Below are 16,335 nucleotides of genomic sequence, written 5' to 3'. Positions count from 1 at the left end.
TATCTAAGCCTGGTGTATAGGATCGCGTTTGTTATTGGAGCCTGATGTATACAATTGTGTTTATTTATCTGTGTTGGTTTAGGATCACTTAATGAGTCGTTTAGGATCACTGAATGAGTCGTTTAGGATCACAAGAAACCTGTGTTACAGATCACTAGTTTGAACTTCGTAAATCTACAGTAAATCTACTGATGAGCTCTCCATGCTTGATCTGGCAAAACTGGCAGGACAAATCCCTGGTATTAGTAAGCACCTGAGACTAGAAGCGGTGGCGTCTCGCCAACGCCTAGAACGGGCTGAACAATTACTGGCAAAGGCGAAAACACAACAAGAGAGTTTAGTCAAGTCTCATCAAGAATGGCGCGATCGCATGATTTTCACGGCGGCAACACCGGTAGAATCTCTGGATACTTGTGTTGATATCAGTAGTCCCCCGGAAAGCCATAGTGTTTTCGCTACGGATGGGTCTCAAATTTCCCCCTCTCACCACGAAATCCTCTACTGTTATGTGATTAATGTGGGTCGGGTAATGTTGCACTATGGACAAAGTCTGTATCCTCTGTTGGATAGTATGCCCGAAGTGTTCTACCGACCGGAAGACTTATATATTTCTCGTCAGTGGGGGATTCGCACGGAGGAGTGGATGGGACATCGACGCACCATTTCCGAGGTATCGATGTTAGCAGAAATGGCTTGCCGTTGGGTAAATCCACCAGCTCCCCACAGGGATACTCCCAATTTAGCGATAGTAGATGGTTCTCTGATTTACTGGTTTCTTGATGGGATGCCAGGGGATGCACGCGATCGCATATTGCCTCCGATTCTAACAGCTTGGGAGCAATTGCGTGCTGTTAATGTACCCCTGATCGGCTACCTGAGTGCTTCTCGTAGTGTGGAAATGGTTAATTTCCTGAGATTACCAGCTTGTCCCTATGAAACACCCAAATGTATCACCCAATGTGGTAATCTCACGGACAAGTTGCCTTGTCAGGTGATAGACCCCTTGCGGGATACCACTCTCTGGGCAAGTTTATTGCAACCAGGACAGCGTAGCCCTCTATTTCAGAGTTCCGCACGGATTCTGGAATTATACGACCATCACCGGATCTATTTCTGTTATGTCCATGTGGGTACAGAAATTGCTCGGATCGAGATGCCAGAATGGGTAGCCCAGAATTCAGCATTGCTGAATCAAGCGTTGAGTTTAATGCTGGGGCAGGTCTATAAAGGATATGGTTATCCCATTGCTGTGTCTGAAGCTCATAATCAGGCCGTGATTAAGGCCGGTGACCGGAATCGCTTCTTTGCCTTGCTTGAACAACAAATGATTCGGGCAGGTGTCAAGAATGTGGGAATATCCTATAAGGAAGCTCGTAAACGGGGCAGTATTAGTTGACTTAAGGGTTGAAGGTTAGTCGGTTGAAGGTTAGTCGGTTGAAGGTTAGTCGGTTGAAGGTTGAAGGTTGGAGGTTGGAGGTTGAACGCGATGGACTTCGTCCCGCTTTGCTGCGAAGCGCGTGGCCAAAGGCCAAGGTTGGAGGTTGAACGCGATGGACTTCGTCCCGCTTTGCTGCGAAGCGCGTGGCCAAAGGCCAAGGTTAGTTGGTTGGAGGTTAGTCGGTCTTAATCATTGATAATTTATTTATATAGCGCTTCTCATACCTATGATGTAAACAGAATTTTTTCCCTCTTGCCTCTTGCCTCTTGCCTCTTGCCTCTTGCCTGCTCCCAGATCCGCTGTTCCCTATTCCCTATTCCCTGCTCCCTGCTCCCATTAACCCAGAACGAAAGTACATCACCCAATTAAAAACCGGTATAGTGTCATGGCAAATGTATTAAGACTTCTGTTTAAGCAAGATAGCTATCTCAAGCAAGAGCCGATTCAATCGTCGCAATTGCCTGATAATAAACGTCAGATGATCCCAGCAGGTACTATATTAGTACTTCGCTATTATGGTCAGGAATCTGGCAATCACCTTAAACTGGGTTTAAAAGATATTGCGTTTAAGGGGTTCAGTGGTGATTGGTATGCCTTTGAAGACCATGTAGCAATTATGATGGAGAGTTTGCAACCGGTAGAAACGGTTAGTAATGTAGTCTCTAAACAAGAGGATAAGACTGCTTTCAACATTCCTATTTATCAGAATACGTTACTCAATCAACCCGTTTTACTTAACCTTTTCTTTAATCAAGATACGGTAATTAAGCGAGCTCCTGTTCAATCTAGTATGTTGAATGAAGCATCAAAGCAAGAAATTCCAGCAGGCACTGAATTGGTGATTGTGACAGATCAAGCTAATGCTGATAATACGGTTAAGTTTACAGTGGAGGAGAATCACGTAAAATTTAGCCTCAAAGATCTGGAATTCAAGGGCTTTAGTGAAGATTGGTATGCCTTTGCTGGACATGTTGGTATTCAAGGGATGGGCTGATGTCAGCGGTCAGCTTTGTGGCACAGGCTTCTAGTTTGTGGAACAGGCTTCTAATTTGTGGCACAGGCTTCTAGTTTGTGGCACAGGCTTCTAGCCTGTGACCTAAGGAATGTTTACTGGTTTTATTCAAAACCTGACGGCTGATTACTGATAGCTAAACCCTGACGGGGTAATTACTATTAAAAATCAGAATCATTGGTCAGCGTCTCAATCAACAAATCCATCTGTTGCTGTCGCTGAGCCATAAAATATTCACATTGATGGAGATATTCGACAGCAGCGGAGAACTGATTATATTATGTCCGGATAATTAGTTATCAAAAACCATTACCAACGCTTTTGAAGAATAATTTGGTAATTATTCTTGATTTTCTTCAGAGGAAACTGCACAAAAGAAGCTTCACCCGTCAGTTGCCAGTCAAACAAATAGATTAAATGAGAAGCAAAGATCTTCGTAATTGTCATAGCCATCTGCGCTCCTAAGCAGGCGTGTACGCCACCACCAAAAGGAATAAACTCATACATCCTTCCCTCATTCTGAGGAGGTAGAAAACGCTCTGGCTCAAACAGCTCTGGTTGGTGAAAGTGTTCTGGCATGATATGTGCTAATCGCGGTTCGGCAATAATAGTACAACCTTTGGCATAAAGCATTCCATCTAAAACTACGGATTTGGTAAGACGACGATTAGCTGTAGAGCTAGGAGGCAAGGTTCGCAGAGTCTCTTTGATTACTGCTTCTAAAAAGACCATTTGCTTCAACTGCTCCGATAAAAAGGTATTCAAGTTAGTTGGCTCACCCACTATCGTTGCCTGCTCAGAGCGTAGTTGATCCAATACCTGTGGAAATCGTCCTAGCTGATAGATTAGGGAAGATACAAGTCCAGAAATTTCATAGTGGGATGCCCATAACTGCAACAGACATTGGTTTTCGATTAGAGAATCACTGAAAATCCCGTCAGGGTTTTGCTGCTGACTAGCCAGCATCATTGAGAGGAAATCGGCTTTAGGATTGATTTCTTCCTTGGATGCTCGCCGTAGCCCAATAACCGCTCCCATAAACTCCAGCAATTTTGCCCTTGCCTTCAGTCCTCTGCCGTAGGCAGTCAAAGGAGATTTCCATTTCCACAAACCATAGAAACCATCAAAGTAAGTCTTGTAAAGTGATTTCAGTTCATGACAGTTTGATAAAGGCAATCCCTCAAAACTTTTGGGGTTAATATCATCTAAGTTAACTCCTAACAACAGAGGAACGAGTACCTGAAAACAAATTTTTTCGACTGCTGGGTAGAGTGATACTTGGACGGTATCACTCCAATTGCTCAGACCATCTGTAATGACTTCATTAATCCGAGGTATATATCCTTCCAAAATCCGACCAGTAAGTCCAGGCTTTAAGGCACTTTTACGTTCTCTGTGTAGTTCGGGACGTTGAAACAGACTGTACTCCCCAAACATATCCATCGTAGTTTTGGGTAAGGCAATTTCGGTATATTTAGAGTCTCCGTTAAAGACCATTTGAATTGCCCTAGACGAACCAACGAAGATGGTTGTACCGCCAAAAACACCTGTGTTGAAAATCGGTCCGTACTTTTCTAAGTTGTGGTGACAAAATCCTTCAGGATTAGCGATGTAACTAAATGTGTCGTACCACCTCCCTTGTCTTGGTGGTTTAGTTATTCCTGCTGGCGTAGCTTGCCCATCGGAGAGAATTGTTACTTCACCCTTTTGCTGATTCATAATTTCACCCTAATAATCTTTGCTAACTTTAATTAAACAACATTCTGATTTAACCATTTATCCCTAACACTACCATAATTTCCATAACTGGTACTTTCTCCGCCTCCATCTGTTCCACTATTGCCACTAGGCGTAAATATATAGCGTTTATCGCAGTTATGAGGTACAGTATTATTTGACACCGATTCCCTGTCTTGATGCAGCGCGGTCATGGGGGGAACCCCCATGACCGCGCTGCATCGCTTCAAACCCTGTTGCCTATTGCTAGCATGCCTATTGCCTTAAAGGGATAAGCTTTGTCCTCATGACTATGAGAATTGCTATATAATATTACCACTGATTGAAGTGATTGAAGCATAAGTGTTGAATGTTCAAAAAACCAAACAGATAAAAACAGCCCAAAATAGGTTATTTGTTGACATAATAATTAAAAGCTATTGAATTAATAATGATTATCAATTTATTTCATAATATTATCAAATATATTCTCAGAGGGCTACCCAAAAATGATTCCCCTATCAGCTAATGCGCTACGCGCATTAGCTAAAGGCTGAACAGTGACGGGCTAATTAGTATTAAAAATCAGAATCATTAGTCAACGTCTCAATCAACAAATCCATCTGTTGCTGTCGCTGATCGAGGAAATATTCACATTGATGGAGATATTCGACAGCAGCAGAGAACTGATCAAAGACGTCTGCTAATTCTAGTTCTCCCGTTTCTATTTGCTTAATGATAGTTTCAACTTTAGCCACCGTCGCTTCATAGTTCCAGGTTTCTCCAGAAGGGATTTTACTTAAGTTTGAATCAGTTAGGTTTGAATCAGATTGAGTTTCCATAGATAGCAATTGTTAATGGGGTGAGGTACAGAATTTTTTGATTTTAGGGAATAGGGAATCGGGAATCGGGAATCGGGAATCGGAACCCACCCCTAACCCCTCCCAGGAGGGGAACGGGAATCGGGAATCGGGAATCGGGAATCGGGAGAAGAGGCAAGAGGCATGCTAGCAATAGGCAAGAGGAACCCACCCCTAGGTCGTGTTTTCTTGCCTCGGAGATCCCCCATTATCCCCCTTAAAAAAGGGGGACTTTGAGTATGGCTCCCCCCTTTTTTAAGGGGGGCTGGGGGGGATCATAATCTTGCGGAAAACTTTAAAAACACACCCTAACCCCTGCCAGGAGAGGAATAGAGGCAATAGTTACAAAGTATATAGCAATTATAAGACTTATGAGCTAAAGTAACAGCAGTCAGTAAACCAATTTATAACAATCGGAGTTAGTGACTTTTAAGCCACATGCCAGACTGTAAACTGTGATACCAGCCATAGAGAACAATTGAACTAAGCATAAATAATCAAAGTAGCCCCTTTAAATAAAATCAACGTTCCGACTCCGTTGCTATGCTCCTTAAAGCAACCAAAACTAAGAAGTATTCTGGAAAATAATTCCAATCACTTTTGCTTCTATTTTAACCTGATTTAGATGGAATTACCCTGGATAAAAATGCTAGAAACTGTATTTAATCTACCACTTCAGCAAAGACAAAATATAGCCATTATTGGAGCCGGTGCTATGGGAGTATCAACAGCATGTATTTTAGCTAGATTAGGTATCGCTAAAGTATCGGTTTTTGAAGCTGAATCAAAAGTTTTTAATAAAAATGGAGCTTCTATCAATAATACAGGTATTTTGCATCATTTTGTTTATGGTGCCCATAAAAAGACACTGGAACATTTATTCAAACAAAGTCTTTTATTTAAAAAATTAATGCCTGAGTATGTTTTTGGAGATAGCTATGTTAATTATTTAGTACCCAATGAAATAGGAAACACTGCTATTAATCAAGAAGGGATAACTTATAAAGATGTTGCTGCTTCTTTGGTTGAAATTTATCAGCAACATTTAAAAAAATATCACAATGAAACGATTTTTGGGAAGCCAGAATACTTAGTAAAGATACTAGATCAAGAAGCCATCAAACCCTTACTTGGAAATTTCGATCCGGCCAAACAGGACATCGCTGGTGCAGTCAAAGTTAGGCAATTTGTCTTAAATATTGCCGAATATGTTAGTCACATGATCAATCTGTTTAATTCTCTTGTTAAAGAAAATTTTGTTGACATTCACTACAATAATGAAGTACGTAATATTGCCATCAATAGTCAAAACTTCGAGTTAAAGATAAACCACAATAATCAACTTTATTTCGATACGATAGTTAATGCTGGTTATGCCAAGGGTTTGGGCATTGCGATTCCAGAACTAAAATTTGAGCAATATATCGAAGGAAATCTAGTAAAGCTAAAAGTTTATGGAATATACAAGATTCCCTCAGACTTGAAAAAACAGTTTCCAGAAATCGACAAACGTTTTTCTAGTACTATGCTCATTCGAGGTCAATATGGTGGAATAATTAAAGTCGGATACGATCATCTGGCAATTTTTTCGGGTCGAGAATATAACCAGGCAGAATTAGATTTTCCCTTGGCTGAAACTCCGAAAACTATTCCTAAGCAATGGTTGGATAATTTGGAAAAAATAACTGGTAGAACGGAAGCAGAAATGTTGAGCACAATTAAGCAGGATATTTCTCGGTGGATTCCTTGGGCTAAGGGATTGGAAAATATTAAGCTCAAAAAAGCGGTTCAAGTTTATCCTGGTAGAAAAACTACCGATGAAGTAGATGCTGCCAAACGGGATGATAATCCTATTCGTTATCTATATCACCATAAAAATGGGGGTAAATATATTCATATTCCTGGGTTTAAATTAACTTCTATTCCTTACAATGCATTTCAGGTTGTTCTCGAAATACTCTCAACTTATGTATGCCAGGGTATTCTTACCCAAGAGCAAGTAGATAAGCACATAACTATTGACCAAAATCAGCACATAATTCTCTCCCCTGAAATGGAATCTGCTCTTGGTAAAAATCTATCTCAATTGGCGGTTTCTGAAAGAGAAAAAATTATTGATGAGTGGGGTATTTACTAGCACATTATTTTATAGCAATTCTACGACTTTGTGAGGTACAAATTTCTGGTTTTTTGGGGGAGCAGGGAGCAGGGAGCAGGGAANAGGGAAGCAGGGAGCAGGGGGGCAGGGAGCAGGGAGCAGGGGAGCAGGGAGCAGGGAGCAGGGCAGGGAANAGGAACCCACCCCTAACCCCCCCCAGAGGGGNAAGGGAATCGGGAATCCGGAAAANAAAAAGGCAAAAAAGGCAAGAGGCAAAAAGNAAAAAGGCAAAAGTCAAGAGTTCATAAACTATAGGGGCGNCCCCCTCCCCCNNCCCTACTCCCTACTCCCTACCCNCCCTACTCCCTACTCCCTTATTATTTAAAATCCACAAAGCTGATCCCTCTTACCCTTCACGGTTATAGTGCCAAANATCGTACAACAACTACAACCGCGCTGTAGGCAAATAATCCACATCCAAATTTCCACAAAATCACGGTTTTTGTCTTTACTAGCAGAAGCTAGCCACTTTCCATCGGGACTGAAACAGACTCCAAACACCGAATCGTTTTGTGCCCTTAAAGGGTATTTATTAAATGTCCATCCCNACTCCAAAAGATTAACCGTTTNTATCACTACTCGCAGATGCGATTAAGGTTCCACAGGACTAAAACTAACCCAATTAACGGCACCATTANCCCTTTTTAAGGTTTTGAGCAACTTGCCTTTCACGATTCCAGAGTTTTACCGTTCCACATCACTACTAGCAGAAGCAATCATCTCCCCGTCTGAAANAAAAAAAAAAACCCAAATTCACATCATCNATTTTTTTTCAACGTATTGAGNAACTTTCCCCTCACGATTCCAGGAGTTTTANCCCTTCCCCACNACTAACANGNAGAGGGCAATCTGTTTGCTGTCTGGGCTAAAACTGACCCCCCAAACTTTATCCTNGGTGCCCCTCTAAGGTCTTCAAAAAAGGTGCCATCTAAAACCCCAGAGTTTAACGGTTTTTCACACCANNAAGCAGGGAAAAATNATTTTACTANGGGACNAAAAACAACNCCCCAAACCTTATCCTGGTTTTCTTNTTTCTAGAGTATGAAGCAAGGAGCCANCTAAACTCCAGAGTTTAACCGTTTTATTTTTNCTTTAGCNCNNGCCATGATCGTGCTATCAGGGCNGAAAAAAATTTTTGCAGCAAACCTTTACCCATGAGCCAAGAAGGCTTTTTTGCTAACGATCTTGAAGCCTCAACAGTTGAATGGTTTTTTCCCGCACTAGCAGTAGCAATCATTTCACCATCGGGGGCTGAAAATTTACACTTCTGACAGTTTTGATTATGGCGGATCGGTGCCAGTTNCCCCCGTCCACTGGCCCAGAGTTCAAATGGTTTTGTCTGCACTAGCAGANATANCAATTGTTTTNTTGTCCGGACTAAAACTTACATCACCACATTNCACTNTGTCCAGCCAAGGTTTCGATTAATTTCCCCATCACTGTTCCAGAGTTTGATGGGTGTGNATCAAGCACTAGCCGTAGCTAGCCTCTTACCATCGGGGNCAAAAACTGACATCGAGAACCCAATTACGNAAGACCNTTCGGGGGNTATCGATTAATTTCCCATCATGTCCCAGAGTTTNNAAGTGTTGTTTGTTCTNNGNAGGGCAATANTTGTTGCCATCAGGACTAAAACTGACAACTCACCACTGGTTGTGTATGAGCTTGCCAGGTTNTTCAGCAGTGTTCCGTCACTGCGCCAAAAGTTTGATAGTTTTTTTTNTTACTGGCAGAAGCAATTAACTNGACCATTGGGAAAAATACTAACTCCCAACACCGAATCACTGTGGNCCGGTTGAGTCTGGAGTAAAANACCAATTTTTACTCCATATTTTGAGGGTTTTTTCTCNCTAACCNATNGATTCTTNTNGTTCGCGGCNTAACCCAACACAAATGGACTGTTTCGGTATGCCCATTCNGCCCTTTAAAGTTATTATCAGGGATCCATCCTTACCCCACNAGCTTGACAGTTTTTTTTTTCACTACCACNAGCCCNAAAATTTGACCATCTTGACTAAAACTGANACNTGTGGATTCCAGCCCGATGGACCTCGCCAACGTTTTGAGCAAGGTTACATNTTTTTNCGCCAAAGTTTGATAAGTCTTGTCTTCGCCCCNAAAGCCAATCAGCTGACCATCTGGGCTAAAANNAAACACACTGAACCCAATCTCGATGTCCCTTTTAAACGGTTGCGTTCTCTNACCCCATAAACTGCCTGTTGGTAGAGCAGTGACTACCCGTGTCNGGGTATCTGCACTCACCCCAAGGGATTTTCTGCAATTGTGGGGTGCCTCTAAACTGAGGATGAGGGGCATCTAAGGTTCTGTTGGCATCAACCANAGCTTTTTAGGGGTGTAGCTCAGGTCACTCAAANGGGTTTTTGGGTTTTACTGATAGCGTNGGGGAACCCCANNTATACCGGTAATCACCATTAAANACTAAACAGTGCCAATTCCTGCCCAACGTGCTTCTCGCAATCGTTGTTCTGAGAATTCGATTCAGTTTTCTTCGGTTTTCCTTTGTTTTTTAGTTTTTTTTGGCAANTTGGTTTTGGAGTTTTTGTTCTTTAACCAGTTNCCTCAATTTTATCCTTTGCCTCTGTTTGTCTTTNTGGCGCAGATTTTTCTAATTCTGCTTGCAGTTTCCGATTGCTTTTTNATGGCGGATAACGGCTNCTAGGTAATCGTGAACCAGTTGATAGCGGTTGATCGTAACTTCTGGTAATAGAAATACTAATCCTGATTTCTCAAAAATTTCTAATATTAAATCTAATTTATGGTCTTCTAAGGATGATTCTATGGCTAGCTCGGAGCGATTCTTAAGGGGTCGATTTTTATTGTCATCAATGAGTAACGACAACACTAGCCAAGCCGCTGTTTCATTCTCAGGACCGCAATCTTTAATAACTTTTTCTAAAAACCGCTCCACCAGTTTGGCTTTGGGACCATGGTGCTGATACTGAGCTAAAGTAGTAATATTTTCAGCTTGGAGTTGAGCGCCTACTACTTGCAACTCAATGGGACGAACTTCTCCAATTTCAGCCCCTAATTCTCTGACTAATTCATCAATTAAAGCCGGTTCTAAATAAAAATTAGCCCGATGGGTTAAGCTTTGAATGACTGAATAAGCATCTTTTAAAGGAAAATTTAGTAATGGATAACGAATCTTTTTATCTAAGATATTACTTTCTATGACTTCCCACGTGTAGTGTTCTAGCTCAAGTAATTTATGTAAGGCGTTATCTCGGATAGAAAATATTAGTTTTAAATAAGGTAATTTAAGACAATTTAATAAAAAATTATAAAATAGTTTTCGTTGGGATTGATGGGAATAAACCGAGAAAAAATCTTCAAATTGATCAAAAATTAAAACCGTTAAAAAGTTATTGTCGGCGTTGTGTTGTAATTGCTCCAGGACAGAATCAATTAGGGCATTACCATTAGAATTTAGAAATTTTTCCCTGATCAAGGGGTCTTCATTTCCATTTCCTGATAGTTGATCGGCCAAGTGTTTATCTAGTTCCCCCACCCAATCGGTGTATACTTGCACCACAATCGGTAACCCAATGCGATCGCCAAGGGGTCTGTTTTTGAGTGCTGGCACTAATCCGGCATGGACAATGGAACTTTTTCCAACCCCTGACTGACCATGAATCACTGTCAGTTTGTGATCAGCACGGGTAATCCGTTCCATTAAGCGGTTTACATCTCGCTGACGTCCGGAAGCTGCCATTTCCTGGGGAATAAGGTCTTGTGGCTGTACGCCATGCCAGCTGGGATTGTTGGCTCCTCGTGGTGGCTGTAGACGACTAGCACCAATGAAGGCACGGAAGCCATACAGCTGCTCCACTGCCCGTTGTTCTTGTTTAATCCGAAATGCTTCTAGGTATTGCCCTTGTTCAAAGTAAAGGCTACGTAATCGTTCCAACAGGTGCAGGTAACGCTGAGGCTCATAGCGATAATTGCTGGATTCTATGGCATCTGCCAGTTTATGACTCGCTTTTTCCAGCTGCTTGACCGCTTCTGCTAAATTTCCCTGGTTTCCTTGGGATTTTACCAAAAATAATCGATAGAGCTGGGCTAATAGCAATGGATGCAAGCCTTGGTCATGGGGCTGATCATCAGCAGCAACAACCAAAATTAATAGAGCTTTCTCGGCTAATTGACCAGCATCCTGCCATCGGGATTGCTCAAGGGCTACTTCTGCCAAAAAACCGTAATCTTGGGCTAGTTGCACCTGAGTCCCATAGGTTTCATGAAGGGACAGAGCCTGTTGAGAGGTGGTTTGTAAGAATGACCACGCTTGTAGATGCTGCAGCAGTTCAGCTAGCTTACTAATAAAAATAGCCACCAGATCGTGACGCCCCGCTTGGGTGAAAATTCCCATACATCGATGCAGATACGGCCAAGCTTCTTCCCAATAGCGCTGTTTATGAGCTTGATTTTGGTCAGCCTGGCGACAGTAACACAAACCGAGATAAAACAATAATAACCCCTGCCGTTCTAAGTTATCGGTTTGCTGCCAAACTCTTAAGCTTTTACGAAATCGCTTCTTGGCTAGATTTATGCGATCGCTTCTATAGTCATCTAGACCCAAAACAAAGTCTAGACTAGCGTCTAATTCCCTATCTAAGGTAATGCCACGACTATGTAAATCTTTTAGGGCAAAATCCAGCTCAAATCGACGTTGGTTTTGGAGTGCTGAGTTCCTCGAATAGGTAATACAAATATCGGGGTTGGTTGGTTGGAGGTTGGAATGTTGGAGGTTGGGAGGTTGAAGGTTGGGAGGTTGAAGGTTGGAATGTTGAAGGTTGGAATGTTGAAGGTTGGGAGGTTGAAGGTTGGGAGGTTGAATGTTGGTTGGTTGAATGTTGGTTGTTGGTTGGTTGGTTGGTTGAGAGCCTTGGGCGTTCCTAAAGGATAGGTTGGGATTGGGGATTTGTGGCGTGGTTGGGGGGGAAGGCTCTCCAGAGTTCAATAGACAGGCAAATACTATTTGAGCCTTTTGTCCGAGAAAATTGACTAACTCTGTGGTGGTCAGTTCAAACTTGAGGGGAGTGGCTGCCCAACTGGCAAAATCTGGTGCCAACCGCATCAGTTTTTGCAGTACCTGGTCATTAACCCACAATATTAGAGGAAAGGTTAGGCGTTTACGAAACTCATCCCGGACTTGATTAGTAGAGGTAAGTAATTCCTCAAGGGCAACCACTGACTCTAAACCAACAATCAGTAATGCGGAATGAGGGGGTGAGGAGGTAAGAGGGTCAGGGGATGAAGGGTCAATGGGGCTAGAACTCTGCCTGTCCCCGCATCTGTCTATCCCCCTGTCCTGTCCACGCCCCAATTCCCTGTGTTCGTAGTTTTGGATGGTGGTGTAAAGGGTGGTAGCCGATGGCGGTATGATAAACTCTGTAATCGGGTATTGGGGCTGACACAGTGCTTTGAGGCGTTGCAGCATCTGTTGTTGCAAACCCTGGTAGTTACATCGCACGATCACAAGGGAAAATTCCCCTTGTGAAAATGCGATCGCTCTAGACAGAGCCTTTAATGTACTATCGTTGTATTGGGCAGCGTCTGCTGGTGATTTTGTTTCAACCATGACTTAAACTGCGGTGCCTCTTCTAATGCTGGATTTATACCAAACCAATTTCCATCGCGATCGCGGTATTCAAAGACAAACATACTGCGCAATAGGGTTTGGTATTCCGTATCACCCCTGACTTTTTGCTGTTGCACCACCTGGAAAAGTAATTCCCACTCCTCATCAGTAATTGATGAGATCAGATAATCCCGACGTTCGAGAATCACATTTTCTAAACACTCGCTCGGAATCGGTGGGTTTTCTTGCCTGAGACAATCAAACAACAATCCTAGCAAGTTGCGCACATGACCACCACTAATTCGGCACAGGCGGTTTAAAGTATCTATATTATCAAATACCTCCGGGAGCAAAGCAAATTGTTCCTCAGTAGTTTGATTAGGGAAAGCTCTAACCAGTACCATTTCTCGTAGCAGTGCCATGCCATCGGGAAACTCCTGACCTGTGCGCAGTTTAACTGGCACCATCGGTAAGATTTTAGGAGTAAGTCCACCACCTAAGCGATTCTTCAGGGTTTCGCACTCATTGGAGAAAGTTAACGCCAAGGGAATTGTGTAAACAATATGGCAATTGAGTCGGCGTAACTGTTCACCCCGGTCAATGAATAAATATTCTGGTTGCGATCGCCCAGAGGGTAAGGGGCGAATATCCACCCGATCCAGATTATCCACAATCACCACTAGTCCCGCTTTGCCCTTTTTCTTCAGGGTAGTGGTAGCAGGTTTTAGTAGTTCTTCATTAATCGAGTCTAAGATTCCACTAGTGCGAGGTTCGAGGTATTCCCGCAATCGACGCCGCAGTTTAGGACTTTCTTTAGTTTTAGCCGTTATTTTGCCAATGCCTACCGACAATTCTGCTTCAGCACCCAATTCAATTGGTGTGCGCAAAAAATCGGTAATTTCTGTAAAAAGATTGACAAAATAGCCTGGTTTTATATTAATTTTAATTTTCTCCAGACTTTCACTGACTTGACCAGCTATACTCAGCAAAATATCGCTTAGATCAACATCAGCCATGTCTAAATCTTGAGACGACTCAAAATAAACCACATGAAATTTCTGTTGCTCTAACTCAGCTTTTAGTCTAAGTAATTCTGTAGATTTACCACAGCCAATATGCCCTGTAAACAGCTGACAAGTCGGCTCATCTGGGGAAATTAGGGTGATGGTTCGCTTGAGGGACTCAATAATTTTATTTCCTCTGACTGGTGAAAAATCAATATAGTATTTTCTATCATTGACATCTCCCATGCTCAGGGGCTTGCTGGGATTACAAGCTTTGTAGAATCTTGGCAGATCTAGTACCATTATAGCGTAATTTTCCTTCCTGATTTAGTCGCAGGACAATGCTAATTACCACGTTTTTGTAGCACCTAACTTACCTTTTAAAAAAGGGTTTTGCTAACCAATAAAGATGCACCCTTAAATTCTGTACATATGTCTAGCCACTCACACTTTTGCTCTTCGTCTTTTGTTTCATCCCGGCTGGCCAAGGATAACGATGGTGGGTTTTGACTATTGAGTTTACCCTGAAAATTTGTCCATGTTGGTGTATAGTGATTAACTTTACCATAATTTAGGATTTGGGTATCCGTGAGACTCTGACCTAAGTTGACAAGCATCGGCAAGGTTAAACTAACACTTAAGAATTGGCTGATCATCTCATATCTCTCCTATGGTTTCCATCGAACCAATGGTGTAAAGCAATAATTAACTCTTCTACAGCTGTGGGTTGGAATCAGGAAGTCGCAAGGGATGAATAATGGAGCTAACCGATGTCAGCTGTGAAGCATCTATTTCTATAATGAGTGATTTCCCAAAAGTGATTGCTGAACTGATGCTCTAGGATCGAAAGCAGAAGTGTCCTAACCAGGAGGTGCTGTTTTGACCGAATTCTGGCCTGAGTCTGACTCTGTTAACTCTCTAGATCTTGATCAGGATTTAGATAGCGCAATTTCAGGTTTTGAGCAAATCCAGGCAGAACTGAACTACAAACACGCACAAGACTCCCTCAAGGATCTGGTAGCTAATCTTGACCTATCCCGTAGAGAAAAAGCGGGTTTAGATGCTCAAATTCAAGACTTGGGCAATCTGCTTCAGAAGCTAGAAAATACCTGTATCCAAATTGCTGCCTTTGGCATGGTGGGACGAGGTAAATCCTCTGTACTCAATGCCTTAGTTGGTCAACCTGTATTTGAAACTGGTGCCCTACATGGGGTGACCCAGAATGCTCAAACTGCCCATTGGCAGCCCCATAGTCAAACCCATAGTCAAACCCCTAGTCAAGAAACCCATACTCCAACCCATAGCCAACACGATATTCTACAGGTTGCCCTACCCAGTATTGGTAATTCCCAAATTCAGCTAATCGATACCCCAGGGATTGATGAAGTAGATGGGGAAACTCGGGAAGCCTTAGCCCTAGAGGTAGCTAAACAGGCAGATTTACTGCTGTTTATTATTGCTGGTGATATGACTAAGGTAGAGTACCAAGCTCTATCTACGTTAAGAGCTAGTGGTAAACCGATGTTACTGGTGTTCAATAAGATTGACCAATATCCCGATGCTGATCGCATGGCAATTTACAGAAAAATTCGGGATGAACGGGTCAAGCAGTTGCTTTCACCAGCAGAAATTGTGATGGTTGCTGCTTCACCTTTGGTATCTGTAGCAGTGCGATCGCCTAATGGCAGCATTCAGGTCAAGCGCCGCCGAGGGAAACCCCAAATTGAAGATTTGAAACTAAAAATTCTGGAGATTTTACATCGGGAAGGGAAATCCCTTGTTGCTCTTAACACCATGCTTTACGCCGATGAGTTGAATGAAAACTTGGTCAACCGAAAAATGAAGATTCGGGATGACAGTGCTAATCAAATTATCTGGAAAGCAGTGATAACTAAAGCATTTGTGATTGCTCTCAATCCAGTTACTGTTGTGGATATCCTCACCGCTACTGTAGTTGATGTGGTAATGATTCTTACGTTATCCCGTCTCTATGGTATTGCTATGACTGAGCAGGGAGCTATTCAATTATTACAAAAAATTGCTATGAGTATGGGAGGTATTGGTGCTAGTGAACTCTTGGCTAACTTGGGATTGAGTAGCTTAAAAAGTATTTTAGGAATTTCTGCCCCTGTCACCGGTGGGGTTTCCCTAGCGCCATATATGTCGGTTGCCATCACCCAAGCTAGTGTTGCTGGAGTTTCTGGTTATGGTATTGGACAAATTACCAAAACCTATTTAGCCAATGGCGCATCCTGGGGAGAAGATGGACCAAAAGCCGTTGTTAGACGAATTCTCTCCTCTTTAGACGAAACCTCAATTCTCCATCGCATTAAAGGAGAATTGAGGGCAAGATTAACAAAAGTTGAAGGTTGAAGGTTGTTAAGGTTGAAGGTTGTTTGGTTGAACGCGCACGCGTGGCCTTTTGGCCAAGGTTGAACGCGCACGCGTGGCCTTTGGTGAAGGTTGTTTGGGTGAATGGTGAAGGGTGAAGGTTGAAAGTTGTTTGGGTGAACGCGTGCGCGTTCAACATGCCAACCTTTTAACCATT

Annotated in this window: 13 protein-coding genes; 5 read left to right on the top strand and 8 right to left on the bottom strand. The window is 42.6% G+C overall.

Annotation, left to right across the window (positions count from 1 at the left end; all coding sequences use genetic code 11):
- Nucleotides 1–202: 202 nt before the first annotated feature.
- Nucleotides 203–1,396, top strand: coding sequence for a DNA double-strand break repair nuclease NurA (locus tag BJP34_RS13105; RefSeq protein WP_070392731.1), 1,194 nt, complete (start codon nt 203–205; stop codon nt 1,394–1,396).
- 1 nt (nt 1,397) lies between these two features.
- Here the strand turns inward: BJP34_RS13105 and BJP34_RS39630 are convergent, their stop codons facing one another.
- Nucleotides 1,398–1,589 (bottom strand): hypothetical protein, encoded by a 192-nt coding sequence (locus BJP34_RS39630; protein ID WP_158517181.1) that lies wholly within the window; start codon nt 1,587–1,589, stop codon nt 1,398–1,400.
- A gap of 41 nt (nt 1,590–1,630) precedes the next feature.
- Here BJP34_RS39630 and BJP34_RS43150 point away from each other — a divergent pair, with 41 nt between their 5' ends.
- Entirely contained in the window at nt 1,631–1,807 is a 177-nt protein-coding gene (locus BJP34_RS43150) for a hypothetical protein (RefSeq protein ID WP_158517180.1), read from the top strand.
- A 16-nt stretch (nt 1,808–1,823) separates the two neighbouring features.
- Nucleotides 1,824–2,432, top strand: a complete 609-nt coding sequence (locus BJP34_RS13100) for a hypothetical protein (protein ID WP_070392730.1) — start codon at nt 1,824–1,826, stop codon at nt 2,430–2,432.
- Between the two features lie 327 nt (nt 2,433–2,759).
- Here BJP34_RS13100 and BJP34_RS13095 read toward each other — a convergent pair whose 3' ends face one another.
- The 3 genes from BJP34_RS13095 to BJP34_RS48805 form a co-directional block, all read right to left on the bottom strand.
- Entirely contained in the window at nt 2,760–4,169 is a 1,410-nt protein-coding gene (locus tag BJP34_RS13095; RefSeq protein ID WP_070392729.1) for a cytochrome P450, read from the bottom strand.
- Nucleotides 4,170–4,744: 575 nt separating this feature from the next.
- Nucleotides 4,745–5,008: an exodeoxyribonuclease VII small subunit gene (gene xseB / locus BJP34_RS13090; RefSeq protein ID WP_070392728.1), complete on the bottom strand. Its 264-nt coding sequence runs from the start codon at nt 5,006–5,008 to the stop codon at nt 4,745–4,747.
- Between the two features lie 43 nt (nt 5,009–5,051).
- On the bottom strand, nt 5,052–5,180 hold the full coding sequence (locus tag BJP34_RS48805; protein ID WP_267876558.1) for a hypothetical protein: 129 nt from the start codon (nt 5,178–5,180) through the stop codon (nt 5,052–5,054).
- Between the two features lie 471 nt (nt 5,181–5,651).
- Here BJP34_RS48805 and BJP34_RS13085 point away from each other — a divergent pair, with 471 nt between their 5' ends.
- The gene (locus BJP34_RS13085) at nt 5,652–7,163 is read left to right on the top strand and encodes an FAD-dependent oxidoreductase (protein WP_070392727.1); all 1,512 of its coding nucleotides are present in this window, start codon (nt 5,652–5,654) and stop codon (nt 7,161–7,163) included.
- A gap of 342 nt (nt 7,164–7,505) precedes the next feature.
- Here the strand turns inward: BJP34_RS13085 and BJP34_RS50025 are convergent, their stop codons facing one another.
- The 4 genes from BJP34_RS50025 to BJP34_RS13055 all read right to left on the bottom strand — a co-directional run bounded on the left by BJP34_RS50025 (nt 7,506) and on the right by BJP34_RS13055 (nt 14,443).
- Nucleotides 7,506–7,760 (bottom strand): hypothetical protein, encoded by a 255-nt coding sequence (locus BJP34_RS50025; RefSeq protein ID WP_418904139.1) that lies wholly within the window; start codon nt 7,758–7,760, stop codon nt 7,506–7,508.
- 2,050 nt (nt 7,761–9,810) lie between these two features.
- Nucleotides 9,811–12,783, bottom strand: a complete 2,973-nt coding sequence (locus tag BJP34_RS50020; RefSeq protein WP_070392723.1) for a hypothetical protein — start codon at nt 12,781–12,783, stop codon at nt 9,811–9,813.
- Nucleotides 12,729–14,090 carry a P-loop NTPase fold protein gene (locus BJP34_RS13060; RefSeq protein WP_070392722.1) on the bottom strand — a complete coding sequence of 454 codons (1,362 nt, stop codon included), beginning with the start codon at nt 14,088–14,090 and terminating at the stop codon, nt 12,729–12,731. Before BJP34_RS13060 ends, BJP34_RS50020 begins: the two co-directional genes overlap by 55 nt.
- 77 nt (nt 14,091–14,167) lie before the next feature.
- A complete protein-coding gene (locus tag BJP34_RS13055; RefSeq protein WP_070392721.1) occupies nt 14,168–14,443 on the bottom strand; it encodes a hypothetical protein in 276 nt (91 codons plus the stop codon).
- Between the two features lie 223 nt (nt 14,444–14,666).
- Here BJP34_RS13055 and BJP34_RS13050 point away from each other — a divergent pair, with 223 nt between their 5' ends.
- Nucleotides 14,667–16,160, top strand: a complete 1,494-nt coding sequence (locus BJP34_RS13050; RefSeq protein WP_070392720.1) for a GTP-binding protein — start codon at nt 14,667–14,669, stop codon at nt 16,158–16,160.
- The last annotated feature ends 175 nt before the right edge of the window (nt 16,161–16,335 follow it).

Origin of the sequence: Moorena producens PAL-8-15-08-1 (assembly GCF_001767235.1) — a bacterium.
GTDB classification, from domain to species: Bacteria; Cyanobacteriota; Cyanobacteriia; order Cyanobacteriales; family Coleofasciculaceae; genus Moorena; species Moorena producens_A.
Note: the sequence above shows the minus strand (reverse complement) of the source record. Positions and strands in the feature narration are given on the sequence as shown.

What these genes read in the sequence shown, in the direction of transcription:
- BJP34_RS13085 (WP_070392727.1), top strand. Translation starts at nt 5,652, where the DNA reads ATGGAATTACCCTGGATAAAAATGCTAGAAACTGTATTTAATCTACCA.
- BJP34_RS13100 (WP_070392730.1), top strand. Translation starts at nt 1,824, where the DNA reads ATGGCAAATGTATTAAGACTTCTGTTTAAGCAAGATAGCTATCTCAAG.
- BJP34_RS13105 (WP_070392731.1), top strand. Translation starts at nt 203, where the DNA reads ATGCTTGATCTGGCAAAACTGGCAGGACAAATCCCTGGTATTAGTAAG.
- xseB (WP_070392728.1), bottom strand. Translation starts at nt 5,008, where the DNA reads ATGGAAACTCAATCTGATTCAAACCTAACTGATTCAAACTTAAGTAAA.
- BJP34_RS13060 (WP_070392722.1), bottom strand. Translation starts at nt 14,090, where the DNA reads ATGGTACTAGATCTGCCAAGATTCTACAAAGCTTGTAATCCCAGCAAG.
- BJP34_RS13095 (WP_070392729.1), bottom strand. Translation starts at nt 4,169, where the DNA reads ATGAATCAGCAAAAGGGTGAAGTAACAATTCTCTCCGATGGGCAAGCT.
- BJP34_RS13055 (WP_070392721.1), bottom strand. Translation starts at nt 14,443, where the DNA reads ATGATCAGCCAATTCTTAAGTGTTAGTTTAACCTTGCCGATGCTTGTC.